This is a genomic window from Pararobbsia alpina, assembly GCF_902859895.1.
Taxonomy (GTDB): Bacteria; Pseudomonadota; Gammaproteobacteria; order Burkholderiales; family Burkholderiaceae; genus Pararobbsia; species Pararobbsia alpina.
The window spans coordinates 24,966-44,732 of record NZ_CADIKM010000002.1 but is presented as its reverse complement, the minus strand read 5'-3'; the positions used below and the strand labels follow the sequence as shown (position 1 = coordinate 44,732).

Annotated in this window: 13 protein-coding genes; all 13 read left to right on the top strand. The window is 63.7% G+C overall.

Annotated features, from left to right (window positions below; all coding sequences use genetic code 11):
* Positions 1–57: 57 nt before the first annotated feature.
* The 13 genes from HV670_RS02360 (at position 58) to HV670_RS02300 (ending at position 19,713) form a co-directional block, all read left to right on the top strand.
* Positions 58–1,233 carry an acyl-CoA dehydrogenase family protein gene (locus HV670_RS02360; RefSeq protein ID WP_175103337.1) on the top strand — a complete coding sequence of 392 codons (1,176 nt, stop codon included), beginning with the start codon at positions 58–60 and terminating at the stop codon, positions 1,231–1,233.
* A complete protein-coding gene (locus HV670_RS02355) occupies positions 1,234–2,223 on the top strand; it encodes an amino acid--[acyl-carrier-protein] ligase (protein ID WP_175103044.1) in 990 nt (329 codons plus the stop codon).
* Entirely contained in the window at positions 2,220–3,224 is a 1,005-nt protein-coding gene (locus HV670_RS02350; RefSeq protein ID WP_175103043.1) for a DUF1839 family protein, read from the top strand. The genes HV670_RS02355 and HV670_RS02350 overlap by 4 nt, the downstream gene beginning before the upstream one ends.
* 40 nt (positions 3,225–3,264) lie before the next feature.
* Positions 3,265–6,147 carry a glycoside hydrolase family 2 protein gene (locus HV670_RS02345; RefSeq protein WP_175103042.1) on the top strand — a complete coding sequence of 961 codons (2,883 nt, stop codon included), beginning with the start codon at positions 3,265–3,267 and terminating at the stop codon, positions 6,145–6,147.
* A complete protein-coding gene (locus HV670_RS02340) occupies positions 6,147–7,982 on the top strand; it encodes an alpha/beta hydrolase family protein (protein WP_175103041.1) in 1,836 nt (611 codons plus the stop codon). Before HV670_RS02345 ends, HV670_RS02340 begins: the two co-directional genes overlap by 1 nt.
* Before the next feature lie 543 nt (positions 7,983–8,525).
* On the top strand, positions 8,526–9,260 hold the full coding sequence (locus HV670_RS02335; RefSeq protein WP_175103040.1) for a Crp/Fnr family transcriptional regulator: 735 nt from the start codon (positions 8,526–8,528) through the stop codon (positions 9,258–9,260).
* A 65-nt stretch (positions 9,261–9,325) separates the two neighbouring features.
* Entirely contained in the window at positions 9,326–10,732 is a 1,407-nt protein-coding gene (locus HV670_RS02330) for an undecaprenyl-phosphate glucose phosphotransferase (RefSeq protein ID WP_175103039.1), read from the top strand.
* Between the two features lie 144 nt (positions 10,733–10,876).
* A complete protein-coding gene (locus tag HV670_RS02325) occupies positions 10,877–11,836 on the top strand; it encodes a glycosyltransferase family 2 protein (protein WP_175103038.1) in 960 nt (319 codons plus the stop codon).
* A gap of 212 nt (positions 11,837–12,048) precedes the next feature.
* Positions 12,049–13,197 carry a polysaccharide biosynthesis/export family protein gene (locus HV670_RS02320; protein WP_175103037.1) on the top strand — a complete coding sequence of 383 codons (1,149 nt, stop codon included), beginning with the start codon at positions 12,049–12,051 and terminating at the stop codon, positions 13,195–13,197.
* Between the two features lie 126 nt (positions 13,198–13,323).
* A complete protein-coding gene (locus HV670_RS02315) occupies positions 13,324–15,681 on the top strand; it encodes a polysaccharide biosynthesis tyrosine autokinase (RefSeq protein WP_175103036.1) in 2,358 nt (785 codons plus the stop codon).
* Positions 15,678–17,276: an O-antigen ligase family protein gene (locus tag HV670_RS02310; RefSeq protein ID WP_175103035.1), complete on the top strand. Its 1,599-nt coding sequence runs from the start codon at positions 15,678–15,680 to the stop codon at positions 17,274–17,276. The genes HV670_RS02315 and HV670_RS02310 overlap by 4 nt, the downstream gene beginning before the upstream one ends.
* Positions 17,273–18,463 carry a glycosyltransferase family 4 protein gene (locus tag HV670_RS02305; protein ID WP_175103034.1) on the top strand — a complete coding sequence of 397 codons (1,191 nt, stop codon included), beginning with the start codon at positions 17,273–17,275 and terminating at the stop codon, positions 18,461–18,463. The genes HV670_RS02310 and HV670_RS02305 overlap by 4 nt, the downstream gene beginning before the upstream one ends.
* The gene (locus HV670_RS02300) at positions 18,463–19,713 is read left to right on the top strand and encodes a glycosyltransferase family 4 protein (RefSeq protein ID WP_175103033.1); all 1,251 of its coding nucleotides are present in this window, start codon (positions 18,463–18,465) and stop codon (positions 19,711–19,713) included. Before HV670_RS02305 ends, HV670_RS02300 begins: the two co-directional genes overlap by 1 nt.
* Positions 19,714–19,767 lie beyond the last annotated feature (54 nt).

The following is a 19,767-nucleotide window of genomic DNA, read 5'->3' as shown; positions in this document are numbered from 1 at the left end:
GTACAGACCGATACCGCCGCGGAGTTTCCGCCTGTACTCGCGGCGCTGAGTCGCCACATGGACGAGGGCGCCGTCGAATTCGCCGCGCTCGAAGTCGCGACGCATGCCGTGGCCGAAGTCGCCGCGGTGCATGCCGACGATGTCGACCGTTCGGCACGTTTTCCGTGCGAAGCCATCGATGCCCTGCGCGCCCAGGGTCTGCTCGGCGCGATGGTGCCCCAGGCCTTCGGCGGCCATGGCGCCTCGCTGCGCTGCGTCGCCCAGATCTGCAAGACGCTCGGCGAAGCATGCTCGACGACCGCGATGGTCTACGCGATGCATCAGATCCAGGTCGCCTGTCTGCTCGAACACGCGCCCAGCGATGCATGGCATTGCCACCTGCTCGAACGCCTGACGGGCGAACAGTTGCTGCTCGCCTCGGCGACTTCGGAAGACGCCGTCGGCGGCAATCTGCGCAACAGCGCCTGCGCAATCCAGCTCGAAGGCGAGCAGTTCTCGCTCGAGAAACTGGCCTCGACGATTTCCTACGGTGCCTACGCCGACGGGATCCTTGTCACGGCCCGCCGCAGTGCCGACGCGCAGTCGTCCGACCAGGTACTGATCACCGTGCTCAAGTCGGACTACGAACTCGAACGGCGTAGCGGCTGGGATTCGCTCGGCATGCGCGGGACCTGCAGCGACGCCTTCAAGCTCGTTGCACGCGGCGGTATCGAACAGGTACTGCCGACGCCGTTCGCCGATATCGCCGATCACACCATGCTGCCCGTCTCGCATGTGTTGTGGGCCGCGGTCTGGATTGGCATCGCGTCCAATGCGGTCGATCGCGCCAAACAGTTCTTCCGTGTCCAGGCCCGCACGAAGCCGGGCACGCTGCCGCCGGGTGGCACACGCCTGGCCGAAGCGGTCGGCATGCTCCAGCTGATGCACGCGCGATTAACGATGGCACTCGACAGCTATAAGCAGGCGCGCCAGGGCGAATCGCTGTCGGAAACGATGTCCTTCGCTTCCGACATGAATCTGCTCAAGACCAGCGTTTCGACCACGGCCCTCGCCGTGGTCGGCCAGGTGCTGATGATCTGCGGGATGGCAGGCTACAAGAATGGCACACCGTTTAGCGTCGGCCGTCACCTGCGCGACCTGCACTCCGCCCCACTGATGATCAACAACGACCGTATTGCCGCGAACACAGCCAGCCTGCTGCTTGCGCAACGCTCCACGACGACGAGGTTCTAAATGTCTGAATACAAACCTTCTGTCGACGAAGCGCAGCCCCTGGATACCGCCGCGGCCCTTGCCGAAGTGCTGGATCGGGTGGCCGCGCGGACTTTTCGCGATGACCTCATCGATGCAGGTCTGTTGATCCCGACCGGTGTCGACGGTCTCTATGGGCGCAGCGAAGTATTCGAGAATGTCGTCGAGGCGATCAATCGTCTCGTCACGCAACGCGGTGCGGACCAGGGGGCGGAAGTCATGCGCTTCCCGCCGGCGATGAACCGCGCCGATTTCGAAGACAGCGAATACCTGAAGAGCTTCCCGAATCTCGCTGGCACGGTGCACAGCTTCTGCGGCGGCGAGCGTGAACACCATCGCCTGCTCAAGTGCCTCGAGGACGGTGAAGACTGGATGGACAACCAGAAGCCGACGCGCGTGGTGCTCACGCCGGCCGCCTGCTATCCGTGCTACCCGGTCGTCGCGAAGCGCGGCCCATTGCCCCCTGAGGGGCGCACGATCGACGTATTCTCGTACTGTTTCCGCCACGAGCCCTCACTCGATCCGGCCCGCATGCAGATGTTCCGCATGCGCGAGTACGTGCGTATGGGCACGCCGGACCAGATCGTCCAATTCCGCGCGATGTGGATCGAACGCGGCAAGGCGCTGATCGAAACCCTCGGCTTGCCGCACTCGATCGAACTGGCCAACGACCCGTTCTTTGGCCGCGGCGGCAAGATCGTCGCCGATAGCCAGCGCGCACAGGAGCTCAAGTTCGAGTTGCTGATCCCGATCGAAAGCGAAGAAAAGCCGACCGCCTGCCTGAGCTTCAACTATCACATGGATCACTTCGGCGAAATCTGGAAGTTCTATACGGCCGACGGCGCGGTGGCCCACACGGGTTGCGTCGGCTTCGGCATGGAGCGCACCACGCTTGCCCTGTTCGGCAACCACGGGCTCGACGTCGAAAACTGGCCTGCCAGCGTGCGCGAAGCGCTCTGGGGCAAGCAATGAGTTCAGTCCTGGTCAGCCCGAACGGTCTGCCTTGGCCGGCGAGTCGGGCACCCGCCGGCCTGCACGCGGTCGAACGCGGCTGGCAGGAGACCAATTGCTATGTCGACCTCTGGCTGAGCCTGCTCGCCTCGCGCAACTACGATGCGCGTGCGGCACTCGGCTTCACGGTCACGCAAGACTTCGAGGGTGACCAGTTCACCTTCTTCAAATTTCCGCTGCACGATCTCGACCGTCTCTACGGGCTGACCGTGCAGGAACTATCGATCTTCGACCAGCTCGACGAACACGTCGAACATCAGATCACCCGCGGCAATGCCGTGCTCGTCGAAATGGACAGCTTTTACCTGCCGGATACCCGCGCGACTTCGTACCGCCGCGAACATACGAAGACGACGATCGGCATCGACCGGATCGATCGGGCAGGCAGCCGGCTTGGCTATTACCACAATGCCGGCTATTTCACGCTGGACGGAGACGACTATGCAGGGGTATTCCGCAAAATTGAATCGCTGCGCACGGACCCCGGTGTGCTCTTCCCGTACGTCGAATTCGTCAAGCAGGCACGACCCGCGCTCACTGGCAAGGCATTGGCAGGTGCCTCGGTCCTACGCCTGCGCGAACATCTGGCGGCCCGTCCTCGCGACAATCCGATAACGGCGTTTCGCGCGGCATTCCCCGCGCATATCGAGACTTTGATCGCACGCGGCGAAAAGTACTTCCATCTGTACGCATTCAACACGGTGCGTCAGCTCGGCGCGAACTTCGAGTTGCTTGGGCAGTACGTCGCATGGCTTGGCGCACTCCGTATCGAGACGCCGCCGACCATCGAGGCGGCCTGCAAGACCATCGCCGGCGAAGCGAAAGTGCTGCAGTTCCGGATTGCGCGGGCCATCGCCCGTCGCCGTTCCGACCTGTGCAATGACAGTTTTGACTTACTTGAACAAGCCTACGATGCATCGGTCCCGGCACTGGCTGCCGAATTCGACATATCGCACGGATAAAGGGCCGCGACTGGCCTGTTTTTGCAGGGAGAAAGGGCGGATGACAGTCGCCAATCACGACGGGGCTTCAAAGCGCTGGCGCGCGCGTGTGCGTGTCGCGGCGCGTGCCGTCATGCGGCAGTCGGCTAGTGTTTTGCTGAATGAACCGGCCGTGCCTTCAAGAATCATTCAGACCGACCTTCATCTGGGGCCTGCCGTGAGCGCTCAGTGGGGCATTCAACCCGATAGCAGCAAGTCCCCGAGCCTGAGGCAGGAGATCTCCGGCGTCACGAGTGTTGCCAGCGCCATTGGGAAGCCGGCTGACCCTTCCTCGGAAATGCCAGGCGAGTCAGACGCGCCGGCGCCGGATCGATCGGATGTTCCCCGCACCGCTGAGTTGCCCCTGTCCGCACTGGCGCGTCTTCCTCGCCCACGCCCTGTCGACATCATCGTGCCGCTCGAGCGCGGCTGGCAATTGCTCGGCACCCCCGCCGGCGCGTGTGCGACCCCGCAGATGCTGCGCGCCGACGACGACTGGATTCCGGCGCCGGTGCCCGGTACGGTCGCCCAAGCCTTGCGTGACGCGGGCCGCTGGGACGGCGAAGGTCCGCTCGCGTGCGACGACCTTGACGGCCGCGACTGGTGGTATGTCTGCCGCTTCGCGGGCACGGGCGTCCATATGCTTCGTTGCGACGGCCTTGCGACCCTTGCGGAGATCTGGGTGGACGGCGTTCAGCGTCTCCAGGCGCGCAATATGTTCGCCGCGCATGAACTCGAACTCGATCTCGGCGATGACGCGCAGCACGAGCATACGATTCACATGGTGTTCAGAGCGCTGAGTGCCCCGCCCCTGCGGCGCCAGCGCTGGCGCCAGCGTCTGATCACGGCGCCCGCGCTGCGCAGCTTGCGCAGCACCGCGCTCGGCCGGATGCCCGGCTGGTGTGCACCCGTGCCGGCAGTTGGCCCATGGCGCCAGGTTGCACTGGTCGATCTTCAGCAACAATGGATCTCGCACGTCGATATCGAGACGCGTGTCGTCGACGGTGTTGGCATCGTGAACCTGCGCGTCGAGTTGCGCGCCTCGCGCCTCGCCCTGCAGACCTGCTCGGGCGGTAGGCGACAGAACGGCGCGACCTTTGTCTCGATGATCTGCGGCGATCGGCAGGACGCAATGCATCGCGTCGACTCGAATGTGTTCGAAGGCGAGTTGCACATGCCGGAGGTCCGGCTCTGGTGGCCGCATACCCATGGCGAATCGACGCTGCACGATCTGTCGGTCGAGATCGGCGGCGGCCGTTTCGACCTCGGACGGGTCGGTTTCCGAACGATCGAAGTCGACCGTGGCGAAGACGAGGCGGACTTCGCGCTGATCGTCAACGGCGTACGCGTGTTCTGCCGCGGCGCCTGCTGGAGTGCCGCCGACCTCGTCGCGCTGCCTTCCACGCGCGAAGCCTACGAGCCCTGGCTGCGCGCCGCCCGAGACGCGCATATGAACATGGTGCGCATCGCGGGCGTGATGACCTACGAGGCAAACCCCTTCTTCGAACTCTGCGATGAACTCGGCATCCTGGTCTGGCAAGACATGATGTTCGCGAACTTCGACTACCCGGCCGAGGATCCGCTGTTCGCAGCGGACGTCAGCGCCGAAGTCGAGCAACTGCTGCTGCGCACACAGGCCAATCCATCGCTCGCGGTGATCTGCGGCGGCAGCGAGATCGCCCAGCAGGCGGCGATGTTCGGTGTCGAGACGCGTGCCGCATTGCCAGACTTCTTCACCGAACGCCTGTCCGCGCTCGTGGCGCGCTATCGGCCCGATCTCGTCTACGTACCGAATTCGCCGAGCGGCGGCGCACTGCCGTTCCAGCCCGATACCTCGGTCGCGCACTACTACGGCGTCGGCGCCTACCGCCGCGGCTTCGACGATGTGCGCCGGTCGCACGTACGTTTTGCCTCGGAGTGCCTGGCCCTGTCGAACGTGCCGGCGCAAGAGTCCCTTGCCGTGCTGATGCCGGGCGTGGTGCCGGGATCCCCGCAATGGAAGACCGGCGTGCCGCGCGACAACGGCGCCGACTGGGATTTTGAGGAAGTCCGCGACTACTATCTGCAGACCCTCTATGGCCTGGATCCCGTTGTCGAGCGCCTCACCGACACGCGCCGCTATCTGCACGCCTCGCGTGCCGTCAGCGTCGAGCTTGTTACCGAAGTCTTCAGCGAATGGCGCCGTCATGGTTCTTCATGTGCGGGCGGGCTCGTCTGGCAACTGCAGGATCTCAGGGCGGGTGCGGGCTGGGGCGTGATCAGTGTCGACGGACGGCCGAAGGCCGCCTGGTATGCGATGAAGTCGGTTTTCAAGCCGGTGCAGCTGCTGATCACCGATGAAGGATTGAACGGGCTGCACCTGCACATCGTCAACGACCGGCCGACGCCGCTCAAGGCGCGCCTCGGACTGAGCAGCCTGCGCAACGGCGAGACGACGCTCGTGCACGCGCACACGGAAGTCGTGGTCGAGCCACATTCGAGCGTGCACCTCAGCGCTGCCGCGGTGCTCGGACGCTTCTTCGATTTCACCTACGCCTACCGTTTCGGACCGCGCGAGCACGATGTGACAGTGGTCACGCTGCACGATGTGGCCACGGGCATGCTGATCGACGAGGCGAGCCATCTGCCGGAGCGCGCGCTCGGCGCGCCGGTCGAACTCGGGATGAGTGCCGAACTCGAGCGTACGCCCGAGGACGGCTGGACCCTCGTGCTGCGGACGCGCCGTTTTGCGCGCTTTGTCCAGATCGTCGATCGGCACTACACCGCGGAAGACAACTTCTTTCACCTGACGCCGGGCCGCGCCAGGCGCGTCCGCCTGAAGGCTCGCGATCCGGCCGCCCGCGCGCCGGCCGGCGAGATTCGCGCGCTCAATGGCTTGCAAGGGCTCGAGTACCGAGGGCTGTGATGAATCCGATCGTGTTCGATGGTTGTATGGGATGGCTGCACGATGCGCCAGGGACGCGCGGTGTGGTGCTTTGCCAAGCGCTGGGCCACGAGGCGATGTGGTCGCACAAGTCGATGCTCCGCCTCGCGAGCCAGCTCGCGCGCAATGGCATGCCGACCCTGCGCTTCGACTATCACGGCACGGGAGATTCGGCCGGCAGCGACGACGACCCCGCGCGACTCGAGATGTGGGTCGGCAATGTGATCGCCGCGACCCGCAAGCTCCGCGAGATCACGGGTGTGCGCGAGATCGTGCTCGTCGGATTGCGCTTCGGCGCGACCCTCGCTGCGCTCGCGAGCCAGGTGCTCAAGGATGACGAGGCGCTTGCCGGACTCGTGCTGCTCGCCCCGGTCGTGGGCGGCCGGTCTTATTTACGCGAACTCAAGGTCCTGCACAAGAACTGGCGTGCCGAAGTCGACGTCGAGACCGAGCCGGGCGAAGGCGAGGACTTTCAGGACACCCTGGGCCATCGACTTTATCGCGAGACGCTCGATCAGATTCATTCGATCAACCTCGTCGGGACGAACGAGCGTCCCGCGCCGCGGATCCTGATCCTCGATCCGTTCGGTCGCGAGGGCGAACGCCTTGCGGCCCGCTATCTCGAACTTGGCTCGGAGGTCGAACTCCGGCCGTTCGCCGAATATATGGACCTGATGGTCGAATCGATCTATGCGTGCGATCCGCGCACCGCCTTCGACCATCTGGTCCTGTGGGTCCAGGTCGGCATGCCCGAGCGCCGCTTCGCCGCGCGTGTCGAACCGTTGCCCGCCCGCATCCTGTCGGGTGAGACACGCGAGATGCCATTGCGCATCGACGGCGTCGACGGTTCGCCTGAGCGCGAGCTGTATGGCGTGCTCTGCGAGCCTGTGTCGGGCAGCCGGCGCGGACCACTCGTGGTGATCCTCAATACCGGTGCGAACTACCATGTCGGCGATGGACGGCTCGCGGTCGTGTTTGCGCGGCGCCTCGCGACGCAGGGCATCACATCCGTGCGGCTCGACGTCAGCGGCGTCGGCGAGACGCCATCGGCGAACTGGGTCGACACCAAGACGCCGCTTTACAGCAGCCGCGCGATCGAAGACGTCGCGCACGCCGCCGACTGGCTTGCCGGCTACGGTTATCCGAGCGTCGCGCTGTTCGGCATCTGTTCGGGCGCTTATCTCGGCATCCACGCGGCCGCTGTCTCGCCGCATATCGACTGCGTGATGGCCGTGAACCTCCAGCGCTTTATCTGGGCCGACAATCAAACGCTCGAACAGATGCTGGGAAAGCAGGGCCAGTCAATGCAGCTTTATATGCGCTCGGCGCGCAGCATCGAGAAATGGCTCAATGTGCTGCGAGGACGCAGCCATGTCCGGGCCAAGCTGCGCATAGTCGGCGGCCGGCTGGCGAAACGGGCCGGCATCGCGGTAGCGAATCTCGCTCACGATGTGGTGAAAGTGCAGTTCGGCACAACCGGGCGCGCCCAGTCGCTTGCCGCTCAGCTGGACCGCAAGGGCGTCGAAGTGCGGCTCATCTACGGCAGATTCAACCGCGGGCTCGAAGAACTGCATACGTTTTTCGGTCGTGGTGGCAGCCGTTTGCGCCGCTATAGCCATATCCGCGTCGAGGCGCTCGACAAGATCGACCATTCGCTGGTCGCGCGAACCGCACGCGAGCGTGTGTTCGAGCAGGCCGAAAAGTATTTCGCGGATTTCGACGGTGCGGCGCCTTCCAGCGGCGCACAGGAGACCGGGACGCTCAACGAGCAGCTGAACTTCACCCTATCCGCACGCGCGCGCGCCGAGCACGGCTGAACGGCTTCGAAGTGGAGCGACGGTTTCGAACGGATTCACGGGCCCTTGGGTTTCTCAGTAGGCGATTCATTTGTTCTGTACGGCTCCGAACATTCTGAGCGATATGTTCTTTGTCTCCTAGCCGTGGAACAGAATTGCATCGTTTTTTGGACTTTCGAAGAGGAGATTTTATTACCAGTCTCCTGGAGATCGAATCGCCAGTTTTTCCGAAAAACCCGCCTGAATTCACATTTCGCTGCAATGCCAGCTCCTATCCACATATTTCTTACACGGATTCAAATGGTCGTTCGGACCGTTTCCGGGCGTCCTTACCCATTGTGGTTCTGCAGCCTCGCAGACGTCATGATTCACTTTTGAAACATTTTTTTGAAGTTCCCGGATCAATCGCATAGTGCAGGGCAGGGCGTTCACGCCGGGCGCGGGTTTCCGCCGCATGGCATAGGAATCGCTAAGGTAGGCCAATTACAAGCGTATCGGTGAAGCGGCCCCTCGAGAGGGACGACATACCGAACGCAATATTCAATGGCCAATTCGGGAACTGCGATGATCCAACTACGAGGCGATGTCCGCGAGAATCACTTGCTCGCTGCTTTACCCACGGATGAATGGCAAAAGTTTGCCAATCAGCTCGAAATCGTGCGCCTGCAACGCGGACAGGTCCTTTCGGATCACGGCGAAAAGATCACTCACCTCTATTTCCCAACGACGGCCATCGTGTCCCTGATGTATACGATGGAAAACGGCGGATCGGTCGAGATCGCGGCGGTCGGCAACGAAGGTGTAGTCGGAGTGCCAGTGCTTACTGGCGGCGAAACGATGCCCAGCCGTGCGCAAGTGCATAGCGCGGGCTTCGGCTATCGGATCAGCGCCATCGCTTTCAAGCAGCAATTCCAGCAGTCGCCGTTCATGCATCGGCTGATGTTGTTGTATATGCAAGCGCTTATGACACAGATCGCGCAGACCGCCGCCTGCAACCGCCACCACGCGCTCCAGCGCCAACTCTGCCGCTGGCTGCTGCTGACGGTGGACCGCCTCTCGACCAACGAACTCACAGTCACGCAAGAAACGATTGCCAATATGCTCGGGGTACGCCGAGAAGGTGTGACCGAGGCCGCTGGCAAGCTTCAGGAAGCCGGTCTGATCCATCACAGCCGCGGTCACATCACGGTACTTGATCGTCCTGGACTCGAAGAAAAGGCATGTGAATGCTACGGCATCGTCAAGCGGGAATTCGACCGCCTGCTGCCGCGTTACGCACGCCCTCAATACATGAACTGAAGCCTTCTCGGGGCCATACGGTCGCATGCCGCCTAAAGTCGCGCGACCTCTGACAAGGAAACTTCATGTTTGGACTTATCGCACGCGTGAGCGACGTGCTGATCGTCGCATTCTCCGCGATCTTCGTCCATTGGCTGCGTTTCGGCTATCACGTCGAGTCGGCCTGGAGCGATGCTGACACCCTTCTGATCGCGTTCGACTGTGCCCTCGTGCTGCTGATCTTCCCCGCGTTCGGGGTCTATCAGTCGTGGCGCGGCAAGCCGCTGTCCGGCCTCGCCTGGCGTGTGGCCGGTGCGTGGCTCGCGGCGAGTTGCATCGCGCTGATGCTGATCTTTTCGCTGCACCGCTCCGATGTCGTCTCGCGCCTGTGGTTCGGCGGCACGACCCTGCTCGCGCTCGCCTTGCTGGTCTTCGTGAAAGTCACGGTCCATCTGGTGCTCCGGCGCGTGCGCCGCAGCGGCCTGAACCAGAAGCGCGTGGTGGTGGTCGGCGCCGAAAGCCACAGCCGTTCGATTCTGAATCATTTGCGTGCTCAGTCCCAGGCAGGATTCCAGCCGGCGATGGTCTATGAGCCGGAAGACGACGAAACGCTGACCGACCTGCCGCGCAGCGATACACAGACGATCGACGGCGTACCTGTGCTGCGCGAGTTTTCTCGCCTGGTGAGCAAGGTCCGCGAAGCGCGCATCGGCGAGATCTGGCTGGCAGTGCCGCTTTCAAACGAACGTTTGCTACTGCGTTTCATGCACGAGTTTCGTAACGACTTCGTGAACTTGCGTTTCATGCCGGACACACGCAGCCTGTCGCTGTACAACCATTCACTGGTCGATATCCTGGGCATCCCGACGATCAACCTCGCGGCCGCGCCGGTGACCGAACTCGAGATGTGGCCCAAGCGTGTGTTCGACAGCCTGTTCGCGTTCGGCGTATTGCTGCTGCTTACCCCCGTGTTGCTCGCGATCGCGATCGCGGTCAAATGCTCATCGCCGGGCCCGGTGTTGTTCCGCCAGCGGCGCAAGGGTATCGACGGTCATCAGTTCGAGATCTTCAAGTTCCGTACGATGCGCGTGCATGAGGAAGCGCCGGGCCAGCTCACCCAGGCCGGCCGCCAAGACAAGCGCATCACGCGCGTCGGTGCTTTCCTGCGCCGCACGAGCCTCGACGAATTGCCGCAGTTCTTCAACGTGCTGCTCGGCCAGATGTCGGTTGTCGGACCGCGGCCCCATGCGCTCGAGCACGACGATCTCTACAAGAATCTGGTCGACGGGTATATGTTCCGCTACCGGATCAAACCCGGCATCACCGGCTGGGCGCAGGTCAATGGCTATCGTGGCGAAACGACGCGTGTCGAGAAGATGGAAGCGCGGGTGAAGTTCGATTTGTTCTATATCCAGTACTGGTCGTTCTGGTTCGACATCAAGATTGTGCTGATCACCCTGCTCAAAGGCTTCACGGGCAGCAACGCCTACTGATGATCGCGCCGGGAGCGGGTTTTACCCCGTCCCGTGTCATTTCTGTCCCGGAATCCCCAGAGTTTGCGTACGAGACCGAACCGACGCAGTGGGTAGTTCGCGCCATTGTGTACGGCATATGCGCACTAGGAAAAGAGAAAGTCGATGAAAACCTCGGTTCTGGTACCGACCTTTCGCCGTCCGGACGATCTCGAACGGTGTCTGGCGGCGCTCGCTGCGCAGTCTCATCCCGCTGACGAAGTGGTGGTGATCGCACGCCGCGAAGACGCGCCGACATGCGCGGTACTCGATCGCTGGCTTGGGGTACGCGCCGTGAACGGCCTGCGCGTGGCATGGGTCGGCGAGCCCGGCCAGGTCGCGGCGAATAATTGCGGGCTGCGCGAAGCAAGCCACGAGCTGATCCTGATCACGGACGACGATGCCGCGCCGCATCGCGACTGGGTCGAACGCATCCGCGCGCATTTCATGGATGATATGCAACTCGGCGGCGTCGGCGGCCGCGATTTCATCCACGAACGCGGCACGGTGCTTGCTGGAGAGGTGCGCGAGGTGGGCCTCCTGAGCTGGTATGGGCGCGTCGTGGGCAACCACCATCTCGGCAGTGGCGCGCCGCGCGAAGTCTCGATCCTCAAGGGCGTAAACATGGCTTGGCGGCGCAATGCGATCGAGGGGCTGCGTTTCGATACACGTCTGCTCGGCAGCGGCGCCCAGGTTCACAACGACCTGGCGTTCTCGCTCGCGGTACGGCGGCGCGGATGGAAGCTGGTGTACGACCCGGCGGTGCAGGTCGACCATTTTCCAGCGGTACGCGGCGATGACGACCAGCGGTTCGTGCTCAACGAAGCCGCCTATTTCAACGCGTCGTTCAATTTGCGGTTCACGCTTTGCGAGCATCTTTCGCCGGCGGGCCGCATCGCGTTCATGGTGTATTCGCTCGCGCTCGGTAACCGCGCCGACCCCGGTGTGCTACGCGCGACGCTGCTTGCGCTGAGCGGCGCGGGCTGGCGCGAGCCCTTCCTCAAAATGAGAATCGGCGCGCGCGCGATGCGCGCGGCCTGCCGCACGCCGGATCGCCGGCGGGGGCCGGCGCAAAGCACGGCCTGAACGACCGTGATGCAAAAGGCGGCAGTGAAAGACAGGCAGGCGCAATCGGCGCGAACAGAGCAGTGAAGCTGACGGCGCCTGAGGAACGGGTGGAAACGGCTTGCGCAACGCGCGGCACCGGAGTTCGCGGTATGGGAGGCAGGCAGGTCGATAAAGAGGGCACGCAGTCGACTTTCCACTTATACAACCATAAAGTTCAGGGCGGGCAGACTATGTTGATCAGAACAACCGTTGCGGTAACGTGCCTGGCCACTCTGCTGGCCGCCTGCGCGCCGGGTCCGTGGCTCGACAAGGCACGGCTCCAGGATGACCTCGACGCAAGGCCGACGACCGAGGTCTATCCGGTCCAGCAGATCACGGCCGACGTGATCATGCAGCAGGTCCGCAAGGTCGCGGTCGAACAGGCGAGCAGCCTGCCGAGCGACATGACCAAGTGGGACTACAAGATCGGCACGGACGACATCCTCGGCGTGACGGTCTGGGACCACCCCGAACTGTCTTCAACCTCGCCAACCTCGGTTCCCGAGAGCGTCGTCGGCGCACCGCCGCTGCCGACCTCGAATATCGTGCCGGCCGACAGCAATGGCCATCGCGTCGGTTCCGACGGTGCGATTTTCTTCCCGACACTTGGCCGCGTGAAGGTCGAGGGCATGTCGATCGAGACCGTGCGCGAGAAATTCGTCAAGCTGCTCGGCAAGAACATCCGAGATCCGCAGGTCGATGTCCGCGTGCTCGCCTACCGGAGCCAGCGTGTGCAGATGACCGGCGAGGTCAAGAATCCGGGCACCATGTCGGTCACCGATGTGCCGCTGACGCTTGTCGACGCGATCGCGCGGGCGGGTGGCGAAACGACCAATGCCGATCTTTCGCGCCTGCACCTGACGCGCGACGGCAAGACCATGACGATCGACGCCCAGTCCATCCTCGAGCACGGCCGCATGAAAGAGAACGTGCTGCTCAAGGCCGGCGATGTGGTCAACGTACCTGACCGCAGCGACGCACGTGTGTTCGTGCTCGGCGAAGTCACCAAGCCACAGACCGTGCAGATCGCCCGCGCGGGTCTCACGCTTGCCGATGCGCTGGCGAGCGTCAACAGCATCGACGTGCGCGCGGCCGATCCGCGCCAGATCTACGTGATCCGCGGTGCCGCCGAGAATCTCCAGAAACCGACGGTCTATCGTCTCGACATGACGCAGATCGACGCCCTGTTGCTGCAGACGCAGTTCGCGCTGCAGCCGCTCGACGTCGTTTATGTCGGCACGTCGAGTGCGGTGCGTTTCAACCGGGTACTCGAGCAGATTACGCCGTCACTGGCCACGCTCTTCTATACGAAGGCGCTGGTTTTCCCGGGCAACTACTGAGCCGTTTGTAGTCTGAGTATTCGGCTCGATGTGGCGCATGGCGTATTGCGTAACGACGACAGCGGCCCCCGCGCGCGACGAGGCGCGCGGGCTGCGCGAGCCGATGCAGTAGATGAAACAGAGGTGATGAACGTGAACAGGCCCTATCTTTTGCACGCACCGCCGTCAAGCGTCCCGCCCCAGGCGCCGCCTCAGTACGCACATTTCGCGACCCAGCGTGATGACGATGACGAATTCGTGCTCGGCGACCTCTTCGGCATCCTGCGCCGCCAGGTCTGGTGGATTCTTGCGATTACGCTCGTCATTACGCTGCTTGCGACCCTCTTTGCAATCCTGCAGACGAAGATCTATTCGGCCGACGCCTTGTTGCAAGTCGAACCGGCCGCGCAGAACATGGTCGGCCTGACCAACCCGACGGGCCAGGCCACCCCCACCCAACCGCTCACCACCGATGCGCAGATCGAGTTGCTCAAGAGCCGCTCGGTGCTCGGCCAGGTTGTCAATCAATTCCAGCTCAACTTCGGCGCATGGCCGGATTCGCCGCCGCTGATCGGCACGATCACGGACAAGCTCTACCGCGGCACGGGACTCGCGCGGCCTTGGTTCGGGCTCAATCAATACGCCTGGGGTGGCGAAGAAATCCATGTCGATTCGATCGACGTACCGCGTGCGCTCGAGGGCGCGCTGCTCAAACTCAAGGCGCTGCCAGGCGAGCGCTACGAACTCTCTGATCCGTCCGGCCGTGTGTTGCTCGACGGTGCCGTCGGCCAGTTCGAACACGGCAACGGGGTGTCGCTGCACGTGAGCACGCTCGTCGGGCGGCCCGGCACGTATTTCACCGTGGTCAAGCAGAACGAGCTCACCGCGGTCACCGGGCTCGCCGACAGCCTGCGCGTCGTCGAACGCGGCAAGGACACCGGTGTGCTGCAGATCTCGCTCGACGGCGCCGACCCGCAGCAGATCACCGACATCATCAATGCGGCGACCGCCTCGTTCGTCGCCGAGCATCTGTCGCGCAAACAGGAAGAGTCGAGTCGCATGCTGACGTTCCTGAACGGCGAAGTGCCGAAGTTCAAGGCCGATCTCGAGAAGGCCGAGGCGGCGCTCGCGGAATACCGTGCAGAGTCCGGATCGATGGCGCCGACGAACGAGGCGCAGACCTACCTCGCAGGCGGTATCCAGTACGAGCAGCAGATGTCCCAGCTGCGCCTGCAACGCACGCAGCTGCTTCAGCGTTTCACCGAGAATTCCGACGTCGTGCGTTCGATCGACACCCAGCTTGCCCAGCTCGGTGGAGAAAAGGCACGTCTCGATGCCCGCTTCAATGGCATGCCGGCCGATCAGCGGGCGGCCGTCGCGCTCGAACGCAATGCGAAGGTCGCCGAGGAAGTCTACGTCCAGCTCGTGAACAAGACGCAGGAGCTCTCGGTCAACCGCGCGGGCACGATCGGCAATGTGCACGTCGTCGACGAGGCCCTGCGCCCGTCGGTGCCGATCAAGCCGAATCGCGCGCTGATCATCAGCGGCGCGGTCATGTTCGGGCTGATCGTCGGCTGCCTGTTCGCCTTTGTCCGTCAGAACTTTTTCAGCGGTGTCGACGATCCTGATCAGGTCGAGCGCAGCCTGCATCTGCCCATCTTCGGCTCGATCTCGTACAGCGTCGAGCAGGCTCGTTTTGACGGCGCGAGTGCGTTGCCGCGCACCCCGCCGCGGCCGCTGCTGACCAATGGCACGCCGCGCTTCAATGTGCGCGGCATGGTGGTGCGTGAGGCCGATGATCGCACGCGCGATGGCATCGGCCTACCGCTGCTGACCCGTCAGTTCCCGCATGACATGACCGTCGAGGCCCTGCGCAATTTCCGCACGGCGCTTCAGTTCGGCCTCGCCGATGCGCCAAACCGCGTGGTCGCGCTGACCGGGCCCGGGCCATCGGTCGGCAAGAGCTTCCTGGCCGTCAACCTCGCGGTGCTGATGGCCGAAGCCGGCAAGCGCGTGCTGCTCGTCGATGCTGATCTGCGCCGCGGTCACCTTGGCGACTACTTCGGCCGCCGCGGCGGCCGGGGTCTCTCCGAACTGCTGTCCGGACAAATCGATCCGCACGAGGCGCTCGTGACGACCGGCATGCAAAACCTGCACTTCATCGGCAGCGGCGCGCATCCGCCGAACCCGTCCGAACTGCTGATGACGCCGCGGCTGCGGCAGTGCCTCGAAGAACTCGAGACCGACTACGACATCATCCTGATCGATACGCCGCCGGTACTCGCCGTGACCGATGCGTCGCTGATCGCGCACATCGCGGGCATGACCGTCATGGTGCTGCGTTCGGGCGCGCATACCGAACGCGAGATCGCCGAGTCACTCAAGCGCCTCGACCGCGCGGGCGCACGCGTGCTCGGCGGTGTGTTCAATGCGGTACCGGGCAATCGCGGCCAGCATGGCTATGAATACGCGTACACCTATCAATACCACGCGGGACCGAGATGATGCGGGTGCATGACCCGGCTCGCGCGCGTTATGCCGGCTCTGGCACGCTTTCGGTCCAGCACGAGATCGAGGCGCAGTCCACTCATGTGACACCACACGACGCATGGGGCCGCCGCTTTCCGGGTGCGCTGCTCGCGCAGCGGGCGTGGGCGCCGCAGCACGTCGAGGAACCCCGGCGGCTGCGCGGCTGGCGCGTAGTGGTCGCCAGTCCGGCTTTCCCCGCTGCACTCCTGTTCGGCGTGACGCTGTTGCTGATCGCCGCACACCAGGGCCGCCTGCTCCAGCTGTTCTATCCAATCGCCTCGCTGCTCGTCGGCGTCCTGCTCTACCGGACTCATCCCGTGCACTGGCTCGCCTTCGTCTGCTGGCTCATGTTCCTGTCGCCGGAGGTGCGCCGTCTGGCCGACTACTTCAACGGCACGTTCACCCAGTCCAGCCCGATCATCGTGGCGCCGCTGATGGTCGCGGCGCTGAGCTGCCTCGGCGTGCTTCGCTACCATCGCGTGCTCGCCCAGCGCCGCGCGATGCCCCTGATGCTGGCGATCCTGGGTGTGCTTTACGGTTACGCGGTTGGCGTGGTGCGAGCCGGCCCACTGCCTGCCACGTACGCGATGACGCAGTGGTTGCTACCGCCGCTCATCGGCTTCCACCTGCTGATTCACTGGTGGCGCTATGGCGAGTTCCGGCGCGTATTGATGAGGACTTTCAAATTCGGTGCGCTGGTGATGGGCACCTACGGCGTCATCGAGTTCGTGGTGATGCCTCCATGGGATGTGTTCTGGCTCATCAGTTCGCAGATGAAGTCCGAGGGCGACCCGGTGCCATTCGGCATCCGCGTGGCAAGCACGATGAATTCGAGCGGACCTTATGCAGTCACGGCGATGGTCTGCCTGCTGTTCCTGATGGCCGACAGCGGCAAGCTTCGCGCGATCGCTGCCTGTGCGGTGCTGACCAGTCTGTTGCTGACGTCGGTACGGACTGCCTGGGGCGGTCTGGTGATCGGCCTGATGTTCCCACTCCTCGGCCTGAAGCTGCGCATGCGCGTGCGCCTGATCGGTAGCGCGCTGGCACTCGCCGTGCTGACCTTGCCGCTGATGTCGATCGACAAGATCGCCGAACCGGTGCTCAAGCGCGTTCAGTCGATCGGAGACTTGGGAAACGACAGCAGCTTCGCCGATCGCAGCGCGTTCTATGCGAACTTCCTCGATACGGCGTTGACCGATATCGCGGGTCAGGGGCTTGGCTCGACCGGTGCGGCGACCAAACTCGATTCGGGTCCGCGGGGCAGTCAAATGAGCGTGTTCGATAGCGGCCTCATGGAAATTCCGTTCGTGCTCGGCTGGCCGGGCTCGCTGCTGTTCAGCGGCGGTGTACTCTGGCTCCTCGCGCGTGCGTTCGTCTGCGCCTGCCGGATCCGCAAGGACCGCATGGCCTCTTCCGGTGTCGGCATCGGCATCGGGCTGCTCGCCATGCTGATCTCCGCGAATATGCTGACGGGCCTGACGGGCATGTTCTTTTATATCAGCGTGATCCTGCCCGTGATCGGCCGACGCGCGATCCGGCAAGGCCTGGCGGCTCCAGTGGAGTCCAAATGATAATCGCGATTGTCACGCATGCCGTTGCGCGCAATGACGGCCAGGGGCGAGTCAATCTCGAGATCGTCGAGGCCGCGCTCGCCGCGGGCTACGACATCACACTCGTTGCCTCGCGCGTCGAACCCGCGCTGCTCGATAATCCGCGCGTGCGCTGGATCGAGATACCGGTCGGCCGTCTGCCGACGCGTCTGCTCCAGTACCAGAGCTTCGCGGTGCGCGCCGGCCGGTGGCTCGCGCGCCATCGCCGCGAGTTCGACATCGTTCATCTGAACGGCTTTATCGCGTGGGCGAGGGGCGATGTGAACACGGTTCATTTCGTCCACCAGGGTTTCCTGCGCAGCGGCTTCTATCCATTCAAGCTGTTCGGCTCGATGAGCCAGGCCTATCAGGTCATGTTCAACCACTTGAATGCGCAGCTCGAACGCTGGGCATTCCGGCATACGCGCGTGGTCGTGCCCGTCTCGCACAAGGTTGCAAGCGAAGTCGCCGCGCATGGCATCGACACCGAGGCGATGCATGTGATTCACAACGGTGTCGACACAGGCGAATTCCGGCCTGGCGAGTCGGAACGCGCGCGTTTTGCGTTGCCCGTCGATGTGTTCATGCTGCTGTTCGCCGGCGACTTGCGCGTGAGCCGCAAGAATCTCGATACGGTGCTCGATGCGCTCGAACGCCTGCCCGCGAACGTTCATGTCGCGGTCGCGGCCGATATCTCGGGTGAGAACCCGTACGCGGCGACGGTTGCCGAACGCGGGCTGGTGTCGCGCGTGCATTTTCTCGGGATGATCAAGACGATGCCTGTCGTGATGCGGTCGGTCGATGCGTTTGTCTTCCCGTCTCGCTACGAGGCGATGAGCCTCGTCCTGCTCGAAGCGCTGTCCTCCGGCTTGCCGGTCGTGACAGCGAAATCGGCGGGCGGCGCCGAGGTGATCGATCCGTCGTGCGGCGTCGTCCTCGACGATCCGAATGATGCGGCGGGCCTGGCGGCCGCGATCGAACACCTCGTGGCCGAACCTGCGCGAACCCGCGCAATGGGTGAGGCCGCGCGACGCATCGCGCTGACCCTCGGTTGGGATTCCATGGGCGAACGATACCTTGCGCTGTATCGACGCCTTGCCGCCAGACCTGACTATCGGACGTTGCCGGGCGATGCCAAGGTGACGCAACGAAATACGGGATCGATCTGATGAAAGAGCAACGTATCACGACATTGCAGTTGGGCTTGCACTGGTTTGCGGAGCGGCCGGGCGGCCTCGACCGGATCTACCAGAACCTGATCGACGCGCTGCCGGCCGTGGGGGTCGATGTGCATGGCCTTGTCGCGGGCAGTTCGCGGGTCGAGGCGGCCTCGAACGGTGTCGTGCGCGCGTTCGCGCCGCCCGAAGCGTCGCTGCTGACCCGGCTGCGCAGCGTGCGTCGCGAAGTCCGGCGTTCGCTGAAGGAAACGGATCCCGATCTGGTCGTCTCGCATTTCGCGCTCTATGGAGCGCCGGGCCTCGACCTGTACAAGGGGCGGCCGCTTGTCTCGCATTTCCAAGGCCCGTGGTCGGCGGAGACAGAGGTCGAGCGGGGCAGTGCGGGTTCGAGCTTCAGCGCGCTCGCGAAGACGGTGCTCGAGGGTGCCGTGTATCGGCGCTCGACGCGGATCATCGTGCTCTCGAGTGCGTTTCGCGATGTGCTGCAGGCGCGTTTCGGCATTCCGGACGAAGTGATTCGCTTGATTCCGGGCTGTGTCGACGTCTCCCGCTTCGAGATCAGGGCAACGCGCGATGCGGCGCGTGCGGTATTCGATCTGCCGACGGACCGGCCGATCGTCGTGACGGTCCGGCGGCTTGCACGGCGCATGGGGATCGAGGATCTGATCGACAGCTTTCGTCAGGTCCGGCATACGGTACCCGACGCAATGCTGGTGATCGTCGGCGGCGGCGCGCTTTCCGGCGCGTTGCACAAGCGTATCGACGATCTTGGCTTAGGCGATCATGTGAAGCTGCTTGGGCGTATCGAGGATGACAAGCTGCCGCTCGTCTATCGCGCGGCGGATCTCTCGATCGTACCGACCGTTGCGCTCGAAGGGTTCGGACTGACGACCATCGAATCGCTCGCAACCGGTACGCCCGTGCTCGTGACGCCGGTTGGCGGGCTGCCCGAAGCGGTTTGCGGCCTGTCACCCGATCTCGTGTTGCCGAATTTCGGTGCGAACGCATTGGCGGCCGGCATCATCGACGCATTGCGCGGGCATTTGCGCTTGCCTTCGGCGGAGGCTTGCCACGCGTATGCCCGCAGCGGATTCGATATATCCGTCAAGGCAGCGAGTACCGCGAAGGTGTATCGCGAGGCGGTGCGCGTGTTCGGCGAGCGTTTGCCGGGCGTGCGTACGCGGACGAAGCCGGATGAGGCCGAGATCGTACGGCGGGATATTGCGAGAAGGACGCGCTAGCGCCTCAGTGTCTGCTCGAAAAGTAGGTAGCAAAAAGCACAATGCCCGGCAAGA

Bases quoted from the DNA above. Each gene is read 5' to 3' on its own strand.
- HV670_RS02345 (WP_175103042.1), top strand. From the start codon at position 3,265: ATGACAGTCGCCAATCACGACGGGGCTTCAAAGCGCTGGCGCGCGCGT.
- HV670_RS02315 (WP_175103036.1), top strand. From the start codon at position 13,324: ATGAACGTGAACAGGCCCTATCTTTTGCACGCACCGCCGTCAAGCGTC.
- HV670_RS02300 (WP_175103033.1), top strand. From the start codon at position 18,463: ATGAAAGAGCAACGTATCACGACATTGCAGTTGGGCTTGCACTGGTTT.
- HV670_RS02330 (WP_175103039.1), top strand. From the start codon at position 9,326: ATGTTTGGACTTATCGCACGCGTGAGCGACGTGCTGATCGTCGCATTC.
- HV670_RS02355 (WP_175103044.1), top strand. From the start codon at position 1,234: ATGTCTGAATACAAACCTTCTGTCGACGAAGCGCAGCCCCTGGATACC.
- HV670_RS02340 (WP_175103041.1), top strand. From the start codon at position 6,147: ATGAATCCGATCGTGTTCGATGGTTGTATGGGATGGCTGCACGATGCG.
- HV670_RS02310 (WP_175103035.1), top strand. From the start codon at position 15,678: ATGATGCGGGTGCATGACCCGGCTCGCGCGCGTTATGCCGGCTCTGGC.
- HV670_RS02325 (WP_175103038.1), top strand. From the start codon at position 10,877: ATGAAAACCTCGGTTCTGGTACCGACCTTTCGCCGTCCGGACGATCTC.
- HV670_RS02320 (WP_175103037.1), top strand. From the start codon at position 12,049: ATGTTGATCAGAACAACCGTTGCGGTAACGTGCCTGGCCACTCTGCTG.
- HV670_RS02360 (WP_175103337.1), top strand. From the start codon at position 58: ATGGACGAGGGCGCCGTCGAATTCGCCGCGCTCGAAGTCGCGACGCAT.
- HV670_RS02305 (WP_175103034.1), top strand. From the start codon at position 17,273: ATGATAATCGCGATTGTCACGCATGCCGTTGCGCGCAATGACGGCCAG.
- HV670_RS02350 (WP_175103043.1), top strand. From the start codon at position 2,220: ATGAGTTCAGTCCTGGTCAGCCCGAACGGTCTGCCTTGGCCGGCGAGT.
- HV670_RS02335 (WP_175103040.1), top strand. From the start codon at position 8,526: ATGATCCAACTACGAGGCGATGTCCGCGAGAATCACTTGCTCGCTGCT.